This window comes from Nostoc sp. UCD121 (assembly GCF_014222285.1).
In the GTDB taxonomy this organism is placed as follows: Bacteria; Cyanobacteriota; Cyanobacteriia; order Cyanobacteriales; family Nostocaceae; genus Nostoc.
Map to the genome: position 1 here is coordinate 1 of NZ_JACKZS010000173.1, position 16387 is coordinate 16387.

Sequence of the window (16387 nt, forward strand, 5' to 3'; positions counted from 1 at the left end):
AAAAGGGCGGCTCATTGTTCTTTTAATTTATCGAGTTTGTTTTCTCTATTATATGCAGCTTCATATAAAATTGGTATTAGGTGGCACATCATTAACTATTCCATCTGTAGTAGAAACCCCAGTAACTCCACCCAAACTTAGCGTAGTCCCTCAACCAGTACATCCTCAAGACCTACGAATCAAAAATATCCGCACTTTGCTTGATTATCCACTTGATTTGGTCAGAGAGTGGCTGCAATTTCAGGATGTTGACCGCCCAAGTCTACTTCATATTACCAAGATTAATGAACTGGTGAAAACCATGTGTTTGGCTTGGGCAGCAGACAAGTGTGAATATCCCAATCATGCTGAATCTTTGTATCAAAATCAGGTTGTTGATGCTGTTGGCTTAGGTGCTGATGAATTAACGGTAATCAACGCATGGATGCAACAGTTGCAAGCTACAAAAGCTGGAGCAATGTAAATCATAAATCAGGATTCAGAATATTTTTACTTCTGAATCCTGAATTAATCAGATAGGAATTACCCATGAAAGTTATCGTTACAGTTGTTGAAAAAATCATCAGTGAAGCACACATCGATATCCCTGATGGGCTAAATCAATCCGCAATTAAACAGCACATAGTAGACCGCTAAACCTTAATTAAGACACCGACTATATCGAATCGTTTCTCATTAGTTGGGGAGAAAAGTTTGATGCGCGTGAATGTCTAAGTGCTTTTCAAAGATTAACTGTTTGAACAATAAATAGAGAGTTGGACTATGTTGATACACAAATGGCGTGACTCAGATATTAACCAAATGGCAGAAGTTGGGCAGTTAGGCAAATACAGCATACCTAAAGGCTATGTGAATGCAACTCAGATGTGCCATGCAAATAATAAGTCTTGGGGGCACTACAAAGAAAGGAAGTCCACAAAAGCTTACTGGACAGCACTTTCAAACGACATCGGAATCCCGATATCGTCTCTTGTCATCGAAGTTGATGGCTATGGCAGTTCTCAAGGTACTTGGATTTATCCAGAAATCGCAATTGATTTAGCTCAGTGGGTTTCTGTCGAATTCCGCATCTGGGCTAACAGAACCTTAATGAAAGTGATGCTCTCAACCCAAGTAGAGCAAGTATTACAGCAAGAACCACCACATACATTAGCTCCGTCCCATGAAGCTGCACAGTTGGCAATGATGTTGGGGGAATTTGCTGGACTAGACAAATCCCTCACTGCCCAGTTAGCAGTTAATGCTGCAACAATTGTCAACCCCGCACTTAAGCCAGCAGCCGATGAACTCAAGATTGCGATCGCTCAAACGAATGTTGCAGAGGACGCATTTCTCAATCCAACACAAATTGGTGAGGTAGTAGGAATGTCTGCACGGGCTGTTAACCACTGCTTACTAAATTCTGGACTGCAATACAGAACTGATGACAAGAAAATTCCCTATCGTCCTACTGAATCTGGTAAGCAATGGGGTCGCATGGTTCCCGCAGTCGCCAAATCCTCAAACCAAACTGTTTTTCAACTGCGGTGGTTGCCCGAAATAGTAAAAGTCATCTCTCAATAATTCCCTACCTAACTCAACCTTTCGTTATGAACACTTTACGAAAAACCTTGGCAGAAAAATATGGTCTTGTTGCCGATATCATGCACGACGATTATTTTTTTGTTCAACTACCAGAAAACGAAGATCATTCACTCAAGTTTTTAGAGAGCAATTTACCAGAGTGTATTCGGGTTGAACTTGCAGAATGTTTTGCTGGTAGTGTAATTGCGGCTTGGGAAGTCCCCTTATTTTTACTCCCTCAAGTGTTACAGCAAGCCCATGATTTTGTTGTTGAGTATTGGGAGCAAGTATCTCAAGAAACGTGAAGTATTCTCCAGCAACTAAAACTAACAGCAACTGCTTCAGCACACGTTTTTAATTGCAGAAAACTACCATGCAACAACTCAATTTATTCACTGAATCAGCCCCAGTTTTACCAGTCAGTTATTACCCCGATTTCTTAAGCCAGGAACTTGCCAATGAACTCTACCAACACTGTTTGAAAGTGGAGTGGCAGCAAAATCAAATCAGAATCGCGGGTAAAACAATGCCTGTCCCCCGCCTGGAGTGCATTTACGGGGACTACGGCTGCGATTATCTCTACTCCAACAGCGTATTTTTGAAACCCCTGACTTGGACAGATAATCTGGCTAACTTGCGCGATCGCATAACTGCATTAACTGGTTACAAATTCCGCATTGTCATCGGCAATCAATACCGCACGGGGACTGATTCTATCGGGTGGCATTCCGACAATGAAGCATCAATGGGATCTAACCCTGCAATCGCATCAGTCAGCTTGGGTTCATGTCGCAAATTCCAAATCAAACCGAGAAATGGCAGGGCAACGGACTTCTGGCTGGAACACGGCAGTCTACTTGTGATGCACCCAGGCTGTCAGTCTACACATCTGCATCAGGTTCCTAAGACCAACAAAGTGGTTAGCACCCGAATCAATCTCACCTTCCGACCACATACCGGAGGTGGGAGATCATTCTGACAAGGCCAGTGATCATGTAAAATGACAGTTTCTTAGTTCATCTGTACTATTAAGTCCGGTTAAAAAGCAGTCAATAGGACGAAAAAAACAACTACCAATACAAGTCCTGTTGATTGCTTCCCTTAAAACCACGCTTCTTTAACCTGTGTCTACGTAATCAATCTAAAAGGCGGTATGACTCAATACCCCAAGCTTTGCATTGCTTCAAAATACTGGAGGGGATATGAATATAATCGAATCTGATTCTCAAGCTCTACACTTACAAGAATGGTTCAACAGTGGCGTTGACGAAGAAATCTTTCATCTGAATGTGCGATCGCTCCACGGCACAACACCCTACGAATACTTGCTCTACAGTCCCAAAATCTCCCGTCGCAATGATGGACGATTACGCGATCGCGATTTGAAGAAATACCAGCACATTGAACTAGGCGGCTGGTGGTGCAATGGCATTGACCCCCTCAACAACTACGCACACATGATGTGGGGCTGTTTCAAACCCGACCATCCCCGACGCGATCGCCAAAAGATTCACAAATTCATTAAGTATGAACACCCATTTAGAGAAGAGACACGCGCTTTCTTCCTCTTAGTGCCGAATCGCATTTGGGTGAAAGTCTCCAATCGTAGCGGCATTCCCATTACTGAAGAGGACTTACAACATCCTGGGGGCTTCTGGCACTGGGTTTGGCAACATAATGTACCAGTGACAATTGTAGAAGGTGTTAAAAAAGCGGGGGCGTTATTGACTGCCGGCTATGCAGCGATCGCTATCCCCGGTGTTAACGCTGGATACCGCACACCTACTGATGAGTACGGTACTGCTATCGGTAAACCATTTCTGATTCCCGACTTGAAACATTTTGCAACACAGGGGAGACAGGTTAACATTTGCTTTGACCAGGACAACAAACCTGAGACAGTCCAGCGAGTCAGAACCGCTATCAGTCGTATGGGACGGCTGCTGGTAAATGAGGGTTGTTCGCTGCGAGTTATTGATTTACCGCTAGGGGCAGAGAAAGGGGTTGATGATTTTATTGTCGCCAAGGGTCAACCGGCTTTTGACGCGCTCTACAACACAGCCGTTGCACTGGAGTTGTGGGAGATTAAGCTGTTTACTCTGCTAACTTACCCGCCAGCGATCGCACTCAATCAAAGATTCTTGGGCCAGCTTCTCGTCCCCGAAGGTGAAAAACTAATTATCCTCAAGGCTCCCAAAGGTACTGGTAAAACCGAATGGCTGGCAACTGAGGTGGCAAAAGCACATGACCAAGAGAGACGGGTATTAATTATCACCCATCGTATTCAACTGGGTGAGGCATTGTGTAATCGGTTTGGTGTGAACTATGTTACTGAAGTCCGCACGAATGAAACAGGCACATTACTAGGATACGGGGTCTGTGTTGATTCGCTGCATCAAGAAAGTCAGGCGCGATTCAACCCCAATGACTGGGCGAATGATGTCATAATTATCGACGAGTGCGACCAAGTTTTCTGGCATTTGCTCAACTCTGGTACGGAAGTGCAGAAACGTCGGGTATCCGTTCTCAAAAACCTCAAGCAACTGGTACAGAATGTTTTGGGAAGTAGTCAGGGAAAGATTTACCTGTCTAGTGCCGATGTTTCCGACACAGATGTGAAGTATGTTTTATCACTTGCTGGGGAATATTGTGTCAATCCGTTCGTCATTATCAACAATTATCGTGAAAGTGCTGGAAACTGTTACAACTACTCTGGCAGTAACCCGAAGAATTTGATTGCAGCACTCGATAAAGCCATTGCTAAAGGTGGGCATCATTTACTCTGTTGTTCTGCTCAAAAGGCTAAGTCCAAATGGGGAACCCAAGCACTTGAAGAACGTTTTCGCCGCAAATTCCCTCACCTGCGAATTCTGCGAATTGACAGCGAATCTGTTGCTGATCCATCTCATGCGGCTTTCGGCTGTATCGCTCACCTGAACGAAATTCTCACCCAGTATGATTTGGTTATCGCCTCCCCAAGTCTTGAAACTGGGGTATCCATCGACATTCGAGGACATTTTGATGGTGTTTGGGGGATTTTTCAGGGAGTGCAGCCGGTTAACTCTGTGCGTCAAATGTTGGCAAGGGTTAGGGAGACAGTTGACCGTCATATCTGGGTCAGAGAATGGGGGATGTCGGTTGTAGGGAATGGTTCCACAACGATAGGAGGATTGCTCAGAAGTCAACACGTCGCAACACAAGCTAACATTGCGCTGTTGTCGGCGGCGGATAATGCGGATTTGAGCTATATTGACCAGAATTTTCAGCCCGAATCTTTGCAGACTTGGGGTAAGCGTGGCTCTGTCATCAACGTTGAGATGCGGCGTTATCGGGAATCGGTGCTTGCGGGTTTGGTTGAGGATGGGTACACCATTATTAATGCCGACGATGCCGACGATGATGAGAGCGGGGCAGTTATCGAGTCGGTTAAAGCCGCGTCGGTTGAATTGTATGCTGCGGAGTGTAAAGCGATCACTAATTCTGATGAACTCTCCCCAACCGAATTGAAGAAACTGCAAGACAAACGGGCGAAAACCAAAACTGAACGACACCAGCAGCGCAAGGCTGAATTATCCCGTCGCTATGAAATTGACGTAACCCCTGATTTAGTGGAGAAGGATGATGACGGGTGGTATCCTCAATTGCGGATGCACTACTATTTGACACTGGGGCGAGAGTTTTTGACAAACCGTGATGCGAAACGGGCTAAGGCACAAGCCGAAGCCGGTAATAATGCTATCTGGAAACCGGATTTTAACAAGGGGCAGATGTTACCTGCTGTACTGTTGTTAGAAGAACTGAATCTGTTGCAGTTGCTCATGCCTGGGGAGCAGTTGCGGGGGTCTGACGAGAAGATGCTGGAGTTTAAAGTGCTGGCTGTAAAGCATCGGCACGTTATCAAAAATTACTTGAATGTTAGTATCTCGGAAAAACACACACCGATAGCGATCGCTCAGAAGTTACTTGCCAAGATTGATTTGAAATTGGCTTACGTTGGTCGATTGGGTAAGCGTGAAAATCGAGAGTGCGTTTATCAATTCGTTGCCCCTGATGATCAGCGCGATTCGATTTTTGGACAGTGGTTAAATCGGGATGAAGCGTTTTCAAGGGATTCGGTGTCAGTCACGAATAATATAGAGTTACAAACACAAGTCATTGACACAACCTCCCAAATATTAGAAGAGGTAGTGTGCAGTCCCCAAGGGCAAGCCTGGAAAGGGCTGAAACTGAAATTGCAGCAAGGCTTGGACAGTATTGGCTCTTGCTACAGCGAGTTAGTCTCCAAGGTTGGCGAGGCTGTTGGCGTTGCTGATGGTGAGCCTTACTGGAATGGCTATCTGGGGCAGTGGCAGATTTGGGTTAACTTTGGGAGCGAGTGTAGGTCTGTGGTGTGCGATTGGTTGGCGGTGGTTAACTGAAATCACACTTTTGACCAAGTTAACTTTGAGCCTGAGCCAGAATCGGTAAGGTAATCACAAATTCTGTTCCAACACCCAAGGTAGAATTCACATTCAAAGTTCCGCCATGTTTTTCTACAACAATAGACCCAGCGATCGCTAATCCTAATCCTGTTCCTTTACCAACACCTTTGGTGGTAAATAAATGGTCAAATACTTTTTGCTTGACTGATTCACTCATCCCCACCCCATTATCAGCAATTTTCACCTCAACCTGTTTTTCTTTCAATGAGGTGGTAATTGTAATCCGATTAGGATTGGCTTTAATCTCCTCAAAACTCCGACCTGTATTTGATTCATCCAAGGCATCAATAGCATTGGCTATTAGATTCATAAATACCTGATTTAATTGTCCTGGAGAGCATTCAATTTCAGGTAAGTTACTGTAGTTCGTCACTATTTCAATTGCGGGACGGCTGTTATTGGCTTTGAGACGATGTTTTAAAATTATAATCGTACCATCAATGCCATCATAAATGTTAAATGGTACTTTGTAATCTCTATCGGCACGGGAGAAAGTGCGGAGGCTGGTACTGATATTTTTCAGCCTGTCACAGGCTATCGTCATCGAATCAATCATTTCGGGTAAATCTGATAAGCTATATTCCAAGTCAATTTCTTCAGCATGGATGAGAATTTCATCTCCGGGAGTGGGGAACTTTTCTTGATAAAGCTTTAAGTGTTCAACAATATCATCAAAGGTGGGTTTAGCTTGTTTGATACTGGCAGCAATAAAGCCCAAAGGATTATTCATTTCGTGAGCCACTCCCGCAACCAATTGACCAATAGAGGACATTTTTTCGCTTTGGAGCAAATGAGCTTGGGTGTTTTGTAGTTCTTTAAGAGTTTGCTCTAAATCTTTCGCTCTTTGCCGTAAAGTTTCTTCCGCTGCTTTGAGTTCGCTGATATCCCTTGCGATTGTCGAGAAATATTCAACTTCTCCATCAGGTGATTTGTGAGCAACAATCAGTTGGGATATGGGAATTTCTCGCCCATCTGCTTTTAAAAGAGCCGTTTCCCCGACCCAATCACCGACTCGAACTGATTCTGGTAATCCTTGATTCTGGATAATTTCATTTGCCCATTTCGGATGATTTTGGCACAATTTTCTCCCCTGAAGCGATTCTTTTTCCCCCAGTTCTAACATTCGGCGAGCTGCTTTATTAAAGTAAAGAACCTTCCCAGTTAAGTCAGCAGTGCTGATAAAGTCTGGTGCTGCTTCTAGAATTGCCAACAACTTCGCCTGTTCTTTCTCGGCTTGTTTATGCTCACTAATATCACGAGATACGCCAACAGTCATTATCACTTGACCCAGTTCGTTACGGATCGCAGATTTGATTGTATGGAATAGGCGTACTTCGCCATCGTACCGATTTACTGGCTCTTGGGGAATTTCTAGGGTCTGTCCACTTTCAAATACGTAAGCATCATCTTTGATATATTGCAGGGTATGATCTGGTTCGCTGAAAGGTGCATCAATCATATTTTGAAGCTGTGACTCACTCATCCCGTAATAATCACGAAATGCCTTATTTGCCCAAATAATCCGAGATTTAGCACCTTTAACCAATACCATATCTGTAATTGCATCAAGAATTTGCTGATAGGTCTTTTCGTTTTCGCGCAGAGCGCTTTCAAATGACTTTACTTTTGTTATATCCTGTACTGTTGAGACAATACTAGTTACCTTGCCATCAACGTTAGTTATCAGAGTGTGACACCAATCACAAATAATCACTGTTCCATTTTTTGTCAGATTCTTACTGAGATTATTACCTCCAACTTTCTCTTCAATTAATAACTCCATTATTTTGATGACCTCTACTCTCTCACTTTCTGGCACAATTATTTCTGGTACCTGACAACCCAGTACTTCACTTTTGCTGTATCCAAATAGTTGTTCAGCAGCCGGATTCCATTGTATTACTTGAAATGCTGTATTCCACTCAATTAAAGGCAAAGGATTACGTTCTATAAGTAATAAAAATTTATCTTGCAACTGTTTCAAATCTGGCTCTGCTAATTGATGTTCAATTTCCTGACCATTTCTACTAACTTCATCAACTTTTAGCAATTGGTTTACAGAAAAATTATTACCGGATTGAATGCCTTGCTGTTGAAAGTTCATGAGGTCTAACTGACTAATAGATTTCCTTGGTACTTAAATCTAGGATTCCCTATTTTTTAGGTAATGTAACAATCCTCTTTCTAATAATATCTGTCTGTTGGAAATCTTAGTGAAAAAAGAGCAATTCTGAAGGTAGAAGTACGTCCCTAAGAGTAACTTGAACGAGATGCGGTTTCCGCAGATAAAATACAGAGTCAGCATGGAATTGAAATTACGCAGAGGGACAGACGAGCAAAGACGCAGAGAGGAAAATTAGTATAAGTATCTCCTCTGCACCCCTGCTCTCCTGCACCCCTGCCTTCTTCATCGCCGTCCACATCCGCCATTAATGAAGATGGAAGTAATAATCCGGGGTTATGGACACAGAGGTAGAACTCAGTGATTCTTGGTGGGAGCAGGTCAAATATTACGCTCGGCTGGCGAGATTTGTCTCTTTGGGCTGCGCCCTCTTGAAAAAATGCAATTACCTTAATCTCTCACTGATGGGGGCGAATCTGGGAATACTAAATGCTAAGGTCTTAAAAATTCAAAAGAATTATGATTAGCAGTGTAGTTACCATTCCCGGCTATCAAGTCAGTGAAGAACTCTACAACGGTTCTAGAACCTTGGTTTATCAAGCAGTTCGAGAGACTGACCAAAAGCCTGTGGTCATTAAGCTGCTGAAAAATCCTTACCCCAGTTTCATCGAACTTTTGTCGTTTCGCAATCAGTACACCATAGCTAAAAATCTCAACTTACCTGGAATCATTCAAACCTATAGCTTGGAAACGTACCAGAATGGCTATGCATTGGTAATGGAAGATTTTGGGGGAATTTCCCTAAAGCAATGGGGAACTGTACCAACTGTCATTGAATTTTTGATTTTAGCGATCGCGCTGTGCAATATATTAGATATTCTCATTCGTCATCAGATTATTCACAAAGATATTAAACCTGCCAATATTCTGATTAATCCAGAAACTCGTGATATCAAACTTATTGACTTTAGTATTGCATCTCTCCTACCACGAGAAACCCAAACCCTGAAAAGTCCCAATGTGTTAGAAGGAACACTCGCTTATTTGTCACCGGAACAAACCGGGCGAATGAATCGTGGCATAGATTACCGTACTGATTTCTATTCTCTAGGTGTAACTTTTTACGAGTTACTGACAGGGGAATTACCCTTCCAATCAAACGAGCCAATGGAGTTAGTGCATTGCCATATTGCCAAACTTCCACCTTTGGTACATGAAATTAATCCAGAAATTGCACCGATACTCTCAGAAATTGTCAGCAAATTGATGGCGAAAAATGCCGAAGACCGCTATCAGAGTGCATTCGGGCTGAAATATGATTTAGAAACTTGCTTGCATCAACTTCAGCAAACGGGCAAAATTGAAAGTTTTCCCATTGGGCAACGGGATGTTAGCGATCGCTTCATTATCCCTGAAAAACTCTATGGTCGGGAACAGGAGGTCAAAACTTTGCTAGAAGCATTTGACCGCGTTACAAATCATCAGATGGTTACTGAGCGTAGCCGAAGTACGGAACTGATGTTAGTAGCAGGGTTTTCTGGTATTGGGAAAACAGCGATTATTAACGAAGTTCATAAGCCGATTGCCCAACAACGTGGCTATTTCATCAAAGGCAAGTTTGACCAATTTAATCGTAATATTCCTTTTTCTGCCTTTGTACAGATGTTTCGAGATTTAATGGGGCAATTGAGCCGTGAAAATGATAATCAATTATCAGCTTGGAAAACCAAAATATTAGCAGCGCTGGGTGATAATGGGCAAGTTATTATTGAGGTAATTCCAGAACTAGAACAAATTATTGGTCAACAAATACCTGCACCCAATTTGTCTGGAACTGCGGCACAAAATCGGTTTAATTTACTATTTCAAAAATTTATCCAAGTATTCACTACCAAAGAACATCCTCTGGTGATTTTCTTAGATGATTTACAATGGGCAGATTCAGCATCTTTGAATTTAATGCAGCTGTTAATGGATAATTTGGATGGGGGGTATTTATTATTAATTGGAGCTTACCGCGACAATGAGGTTACTGCTGCTCATCCTTTGATGTTGACACTAGAAGAGATTGTTAAAGCCAAATTTACAATTAACATTATTACATTAGCACCGTTGAGTACAGCGAGTTTAAATCAATTAGTTGCCGATACCCTCAGTTGTTCAGAAGAAGTCGCACAACCATTAACTCAACTAGTCTATCAAAAAACTCAGGGTAATCCATTTTTTAGCACGCAATTTCTCAAAGCACTGCATGAAGATGGGCTGATACAGTTTGATTTTGAGCGGGGAAATTGGCAGTGTGATATTCCTCAAGTAAAAGCGTTAGCTCTCACGGATGATGTTGTTGAATTCATGGCATTACAGTTGCAAAAGTTGCCAACAGCAACGCAGGATGTGTTGAAATTAGCGGCGTGCATTGGTAGCGAATTTGACTTAGCAACCCTGGCAATCGCGCAAGGCGCAAGCTCTCCGAATATGCCCCAAATGTCAGAAGCCCAAACCGCAACAGCTATCTGGAAAGCTTTACAAGAGGGGTTAATTTTACCTCAAACTGAAGTTTATAAATTTTATGTAGATCAAGAAAGCCAGATAATTGCTCAACAAGGCTCACAAGCAGTTACTTATAAATTTTTACACGATCGTGTGCAACAAGCTGCTTATTTTTTAATTCCTGAAGATGAGAAAAAAACTACTCACTTAAAACTGGGACAGCTACTGTTAAAAAATCTTTCTGCAAATGAGCAAAAAGAAAACATTTTTCAGATTGTTAGTCAATTGAACATGGGTTTGGAGTTAATTACTCAACAGACTGAACGCAATCAACTAGCTCAATTAAATCTATTAGCGGGACGAAAAGCTAAGGCTTCCACTGCCTATACTGCTGCGGTTCAGTATTTAATGCTAGGAATAAAACTGCTTGCAGCAGACAGCTGGCAAAATCAGTATGCTCTGACACTGGCACTGTATGAGGATACCGCAGAAGCAGAATACTTAAGTACCCACTTTGAGCAAGCTATCAGTTTAGCAGATTTGATATTGCAGCAAACCACACATCTGTTAGACAGAATTAAGACCTATGAGCTAAAAGTTCAAATTTATATCGCTCAAGATCAGCAAGTTCAAGCTATTGAAACAGGGTTAAAAGCATTAGAGCATTTAAAAATTCCATTGATATTACCTGATGTAGAGAAGGAAAATTATTTAAAGCGACTACCAGAGTTGACAAGTTTAGCTAATATTCCAGAAATGAGCAATTCTGAATCTCTGGCTGCACTGCGGTTGCTGATTAGCATTACTCCTCCTGTTCATCATGTAAAACCGGAGATGTTTCCGTCAGTAGCGCTGACAATGCACCATCTTTGCCTTGAGCAGGGACATTCATCCTTGGCTGCTTATGTCTATGGTATTTATGGCTTATTTCTGTCTGCTGTAATTAAAGATGTAGACACTGCTTATCACTCAGGTCAGATATCTCTAGAGCTACTAGAGCAATACCACGCTAAAGAACTCAGTTCTAAAATTTATATGCTTTTTGGTGTTTTTATCTGTGCTTGTAAGGAGCATGGTCGAAATACTATTCAATTGTTACGAAAAGGTATGCAGTATGGTCTAGAGGTCGGAGACATCGAATACGCTAGCTATTCAATGATGGCTGAGTGTACACATTTATTCCTGATTGGAGAACCTCTAAATTCTGTTGATAAAAGGCAAGCAAAATATATTGATTTACTTTTAAACTTCAAACAAAAGCATTGTCTTGATTATGCCCAGATTTGGAGGCAACTCACTTTAAACTTCCTCGGACAAACTTCTGACCACTTTCAATTGACTGGTACTGATTTTAATGAGACGGAAATGCTACTACATTTTCATAAAACTCATAATCATCAATCACTATTTGCCACTTATGTAGCTAAAGCAATTGTACTTTATAACTTTGAAAAGTATGAACAAGCTGTAACTAATGCAGAGATAGCCACTGAGTTTGTAGATGGAGCCTTTGGCCCACTACTTGTTGCCGGACATAACTTTTACTACTCTTTGTCCTTACTTGCATGGTATTCTGAGCGCGATAAGAATCAAAAGGAAGATTGCTTAAATCAAGTAGCTACCAACCAAAAACTCATGCGCTACTGGGCTGATCTTGCTAGAAGTAATTACCAGCATAAGTATGATTTAGTTGAAGCAGAGATAGCGCGAGTGATGGGAGATACACTCAAAGCAATGGAGTATTACGATCGCGCCATTGCAGTAGCTAAAGAAAACGGCTACCTCAACGAAGAAGCTCTTAGCAATGAATTAGCAGCCAAATTCTACCTCAAGTGGGGCAAAGAAAAGGTGGCTCAAGCCTACATCCAAGAAGCCTACTACTGCTACGCTCATTGGGATGCCAAAGCTAAAATTGATGACTTGGAAACACGTTATCCCCAATTACTACAATCTATTCTGCAACAAAAGCAATTCACTCTCCAACCCTTAGAAACCCTTGCTATACCTGCCCGCACGATTCATCAACCAACGCAAACATCTAGCTCCAGTAGCACTTCTATCTCTGAAGCCTTAGATTTTGCCACCATCCTCAAAGCTTCCCAGAGCCTTTCTAGGGAGATTCAGTTAGACAAATTGCTCATTAACTTGCTCAATGCAATTATCACCAATGCTGGAGCCAGTAAATGTGTGTTGATGTTGATGCAAGAGAATGAATTGCGAGTAGAGGCTATCGCTCAACTTGGACTTGAACCTAGCATTGGGCTACCACTGCCAATAGATCAAAGTTTTGATGTTCCTATTAGTCTAATTTACACTGTCAAACGCAGTCTACAATCCCTTGTCATCGCTGATGCCAGAACAGAGGCTGTTCTGGTGGCTGATTTCTATATCACAAAGCACCAGCCCAAGAGCCTATTGTGTAATCCCATCGTGCATCAGGGTAAACTACTGGGAATTTTATATCTGGAAAATAACCTGGCTACGGAAGCGTTTACATCAGATCGGTTGGAAATTGTCAAGCTCTTATCATCTCAAGCTGCCATTTCGATCGAAAACGCTAATCTCTACAATACTCTTGAACAGAAAGTTAGCGATCGCACTCAACAACTTTCCCAAGCCCTAGAAGAACTCAAAACGACTCAAGATCAGCTTGTAGAATCCAAGAAAATGGCTGCTTTAGGTAGCTTGGTAGCAGGGGTTGCTCATGAAGTCAACACCCCTGTTGGTACTAGCATCACACTGGTATCAACCCTGATTGATAAAACTACCGCTCTCATCACCACAGTTGAGCAGGGACAGCTGAAACGGGCAGATTTAACCAACTACCTAAACATTGCTAAAGAATGTGGAGACATTATTTTGATAAACCTTAATAGTGCCGCAGAATTGGTGCAAAGTTTCAAACAGGTTGCTGTCGATCAAACCAACCTGGAGCAACGCACTATTAGGGTTAAACTTTATCTGGAAGAAACGCTTTTTAGTTTGGCACCAAATTTAAGAAAAACCCTACATACAGTAACTATAACTGGCGATGATACTGTAACCATTAGCACTTATCCAGGAGCATTGGCACAAGTTGTCACCAATTTGGTGATGAACTCTCTCATGCACGCATATCAGCCCGAAGAAGCTGGGGAAATGCAGTTTCAGGTGTTACAGCAAGCCGATCGAGTCATTATTCAGTATCGTGATGATGGCTGTGGTGTTCCTGAAGAGTATCACAGCCGCATTTTTGAACCCTTTTTTACCACAGCAAGGCATCGCGGTGGAACAGGACTAGGATTGCATATTGTCTACAATCTAGTCACCCAAAAATTGCGGGGAAGAATCAATGTGCAAAGCGAAGTGGGGAAGGGAACTCTATTTATAGTAACCCTTCCACTTGAGCCACAGGTTACTCCATGAACGCCAGAATTAGGGATGATCGAGTATGTCCAGCGAAAATCAAAGGGTTTCCAACTCAGAAACTGATGCTTTTTTTGTCTTTGCAGACAATAATGATACGTTTATCTTTGCAGATGACAATGGTGGACAAGCAAGCAATGATAGCGTTTCCCAAGCGGTTCCAAACTCTCCACCAGCAACTGTAGCAGTTTGGAAAATCTTGATTGTGGATGACGATGTATTAGTTCATCGAGCTACAATCCTGGCACTCGAAGATTGCACTTTTGAAAGTAAACCTCTGACGTTTCTCCATGCCCATTCTGGTACAGAAGCAAAGTATTTAATCCAGACACATCCAGATACGGCGTTAATTTTGCTGGATGTCGTTATGGAAACAGATGATGCTGGATTGCAGGTGGTTCAATATATTCGTACAGAATTGCACAACCACAAAGTACGAATTATTTTACGTACAGGTCAGCCTGGAGAAGCGCCGGAAGCCTCGGTGATTTTGAATTACGATATTAACGACTATCGGCTCAAAACAGAACTGACACGGCAAAAGCTGATTACAGTCGTGATTTCTTCCCTTCGTTCCTACGGTAATATCCTCAAAATAGAGAACCAAAATTCTGAACTAACCCTAGCCCTAGACCATCTTCAACAAACTCAAGCTCAACTAATTCAAGCAGAAAAAATGTCGTCTTTGGGGCAAATGGTTGCAGGAGTTGCTCACGAAATTAACAATCCCACAAACTTCATTTATGGCAACCTGTTTCATACAGAAACTTATATGCAGGGTTTATTAAAACTCATCAAAACTTATCAAGAACATTATCCCACTCCAGTGCAGGCGATTCAAACTACAGCAGAGTCTATTGATTTACCCTTTTTGATGGAGGATTTACCTAAACTATTCGACTCAATGCGATCTGGAACTGAGCGTATTAAACATATTGTTGAATCACTGCGTAATTTCTCCCGCTTAGATGAAGCGGAAATTAAACCAGTAGACATTCATTCCGGCATCGAAAGCACCCTGTTAATTTTACAACACCGACTCCAAGCTAATGATAAGCATCCAGAGATTGCAGTGATTAAAGAATATGGCCAACTGCCTTTGGTTAACTGCTATGTCGGTGCCCTCAATCAGGTATTTATGAATATCTTGAGTAATGCAATTGATGCTTTGAAAATGGGGACTAGCAAGTGGGGAATCACAAGTGAAACATTTTCCCTCCCGACAATTCGCATTCGCACTGAAATTGCTGATGTTGATAGAGTACTGATTCGCATTGCTGACAATGGTCTAGGCATGAGTGAATCAACACTTAAGAGAATATTTAATCCTTTTTTTACCACCAAGCCTGTGGGCAGTGGTACAGGTTTGGGATTATCGATTAGCTACTCGATTGTAGTGGAACAGCATAGAGGTCATTTAACCTGCTCTTCCGCACCAGGCAAAGGTACAGAGTTTGTAATCGATATTTTTATTTAAAGTTGAGTACCCTGTGTGGATTTTGGGGCAGTATCTCTCGCAACTTGGTTTGTCTACTGAATCACGGCGACCACTGGAGGATGGGCAGTTGCAATTTTCATGGTTATTGGTGACTCCCTAGCCCAAAAGAGATGACCTTAAACAAATCTTACCCCGGCAAATTATTACTCGCAAATCCATAGAGAGTGCTATCTCTGTGATTATGGCGGTGGGTGGTGCGATCGCTCTTGTAGAAGAAGGCGATAGTATTACCATTGATGCACCTGCACGCCTCTTGCAGTTGAACATATCTGAGCCAGAATTAGCTCGTCGTCGTGCTAATTGGCAACCTCCTGCACCACGGGGAGCAATGCGGTTTTGTCAGATCCGGTAAAAAACAAGCGATCGCAAAAATCAAATCTAAGTAAGAAGTGACTTTATTTACTAAATATATGCTGATAGCCACGAGAATTCATCTTGATGAGATATCTCAAAAAGATTAATAGCAAGCCATTTGACGATTGTTAACAAAAATATCTACAATTAGCTTTTTATACTTAGTGTTAATTCAACCAAATAATAAGTTGAGAGTAGAAGTAAAGTATAAAATTTATCAAGCAGTTTCTGGTTTGATAAAGGAATTAAAAATAGAACCACAAAAATTATCCCAACTTCCGGCGATCCATTGACAACGCAGATGTAACATAATTTCTGCGTTTTCTTTCAACCAAAATTTACTATTACCCTTGATTCTTAAATTTACAACTTGGCGAATTAAGCTCTCAATTGCACTACTGCCAATAGGTAGTTTTTTATTTATTGCTTTATCGTAATTTAAACGCCCTTTACGATAAGCATCTAAAATATAAT

The 16387-nt window shown here is 41.9% G+C and carries 7 protein-coding genes and 4 pseudogenes; 8 read left to right on the forward strand and 3 right to left on the reverse strand.

Annotation, left to right across the window (positions count from 1 at the left end; translation table 11 throughout):
• The 5 genes and pseudogenes from GNF10_RS27330 to GNF10_RS27350 all read left to right on the forward strand — a co-directional run.
• Positions 1-463: pseudogene (locus GNF10_RS27330) on the forward strand (hypothetical protein); the annotation flags it as partial.
• A gap of 299 nt (positions 464-762) precedes the next feature.
• Complete coding sequence (locus tag GNF10_RS27335) at positions 763-1563, forward strand: KilA-N domain-containing protein (protein ID WP_185607278.1); 801 nt, start codon at positions 763-765, stop codon at positions 1561-1563.
• Between the two features lie 26 nt (positions 1564-1589).
• Positions 1590-1868, forward strand: coding sequence for a hypothetical protein (locus tag GNF10_RS27340; RefSeq protein WP_185607279.1), 279 nt, complete (start codon positions 1590-1592; stop codon positions 1866-1868).
• Between the two features lie 68 nt (positions 1869-1936).
• Positions 1937-2542 carry an alpha-ketoglutarate-dependent dioxygenase AlkB gene (locus GNF10_RS27345; protein ID WP_185587332.1) on the forward strand — a complete coding sequence of 202 codons (606 nt, stop codon included), beginning with the start codon at positions 1937-1939 and terminating at the stop codon, positions 2540-2542.
• 223 nt (positions 2543-2765) lie between these two features.
• The gene (locus GNF10_RS27350) at positions 2766-5981 is read left to right on the forward strand and encodes a plasmid replication protein, CyRepA1 family (RefSeq protein ID WP_185587330.1); all 3216 of its coding nucleotides are present in this window, start codon (positions 2766-2768) and stop codon (positions 5979-5981) included.
• Between the two features lie 19 nt (positions 5982-6000).
• Here GNF10_RS27350 and GNF10_RS27355 read toward each other — a convergent pair whose 3' ends face one another.
• Together GNF10_RS27355 and GNF10_RS38945 are read right to left on the reverse strand one after the other, a co-directional pair.
• Positions 6001-7677, reverse strand: coding sequence for a PAS domain-containing sensor histidine kinase (locus GNF10_RS27355; protein ID WP_311774220.1), 1677 nt, complete (start codon positions 7675-7677; stop codon positions 6001-6003).
• A pseudogene (locus GNF10_RS38945) lies at positions 7657-8148 on the reverse strand (PAS domain-containing protein); the annotation flags it as partial. The gene GNF10_RS27355 and the pseudogene GNF10_RS38945, both read right to left, overlap by 21 nt.
• 537 nt (positions 8149-8685) lie before the next feature.
• Here GNF10_RS38945 and GNF10_RS27360 point away from each other — a divergent pair.
• The 3 genes and pseudogenes from GNF10_RS27360 to GNF10_RS27370 all read left to right on the forward strand — a co-directional run.
• The gene (locus GNF10_RS27360; protein WP_185587326.1) at positions 8686-14061 is read left to right on the forward strand and encodes an AAA family ATPase; all 5376 of its coding nucleotides are present in this window, start codon (positions 8686-8688) and stop codon (positions 14059-14061) included.
• A 25-nt stretch (positions 14062-14086) separates the two neighbouring features.
• A complete protein-coding gene (locus GNF10_RS27365) occupies positions 14087-15538 on the forward strand; it encodes an ATP-binding protein (protein WP_185587324.1) in 1452 nt (483 codons plus the stop codon).
• Positions 15539-15743: 205 nt separating this feature from the next.
• Positions 15744-15881: pseudogene (locus GNF10_RS27370) on the forward strand (dihydroxy-acid dehydratase); the annotation flags it as partial.
• Between the two features lie 249 nt (positions 15882-16130).
• Here GNF10_RS27370 and GNF10_RS27375 read toward each other — a convergent pair.
• Positions 16131-16387: pseudogene (locus tag GNF10_RS27375) on the reverse strand (ISLre2 family transposase); the annotation flags it as partial.

What these genes read in the sequence shown, in the direction of transcription:
- GNF10_RS27335 (WP_185607278.1), top strand. Translation starts at nt 763, where the DNA reads ATGTTGATACACAAATGGCGTGACTCAGATATTAACCAAATGGCAGAA.
- GNF10_RS27360 (WP_185587326.1), top strand. Translation starts at nt 8,686, where the DNA reads ATGATTAGCAGTGTAGTTACCATTCCCGGCTATCAAGTCAGTGAAGAA.
- GNF10_RS27340 (WP_185607279.1), top strand. Translation starts at nt 1,590, where the DNA reads ATGAACACTTTACGAAAAACCTTGGCAGAAAAATATGGTCTTGTTGCC.
- GNF10_RS27365 (WP_185587324.1), top strand. Translation starts at nt 14,087, where the DNA reads ATGTCCAGCGAAAATCAAAGGGTTTCCAACTCAGAAACTGATGCTTTT.
- GNF10_RS27350 (WP_185587330.1), top strand. Translation starts at nt 2,766, where the DNA reads ATGAATATAATCGAATCTGATTCTCAAGCTCTACACTTACAAGAATGG.
- GNF10_RS27345 (WP_185587332.1), top strand. Translation starts at nt 1,937, where the DNA reads ATGCAACAACTCAATTTATTCACTGAATCAGCCCCAGTTTTACCAGTC.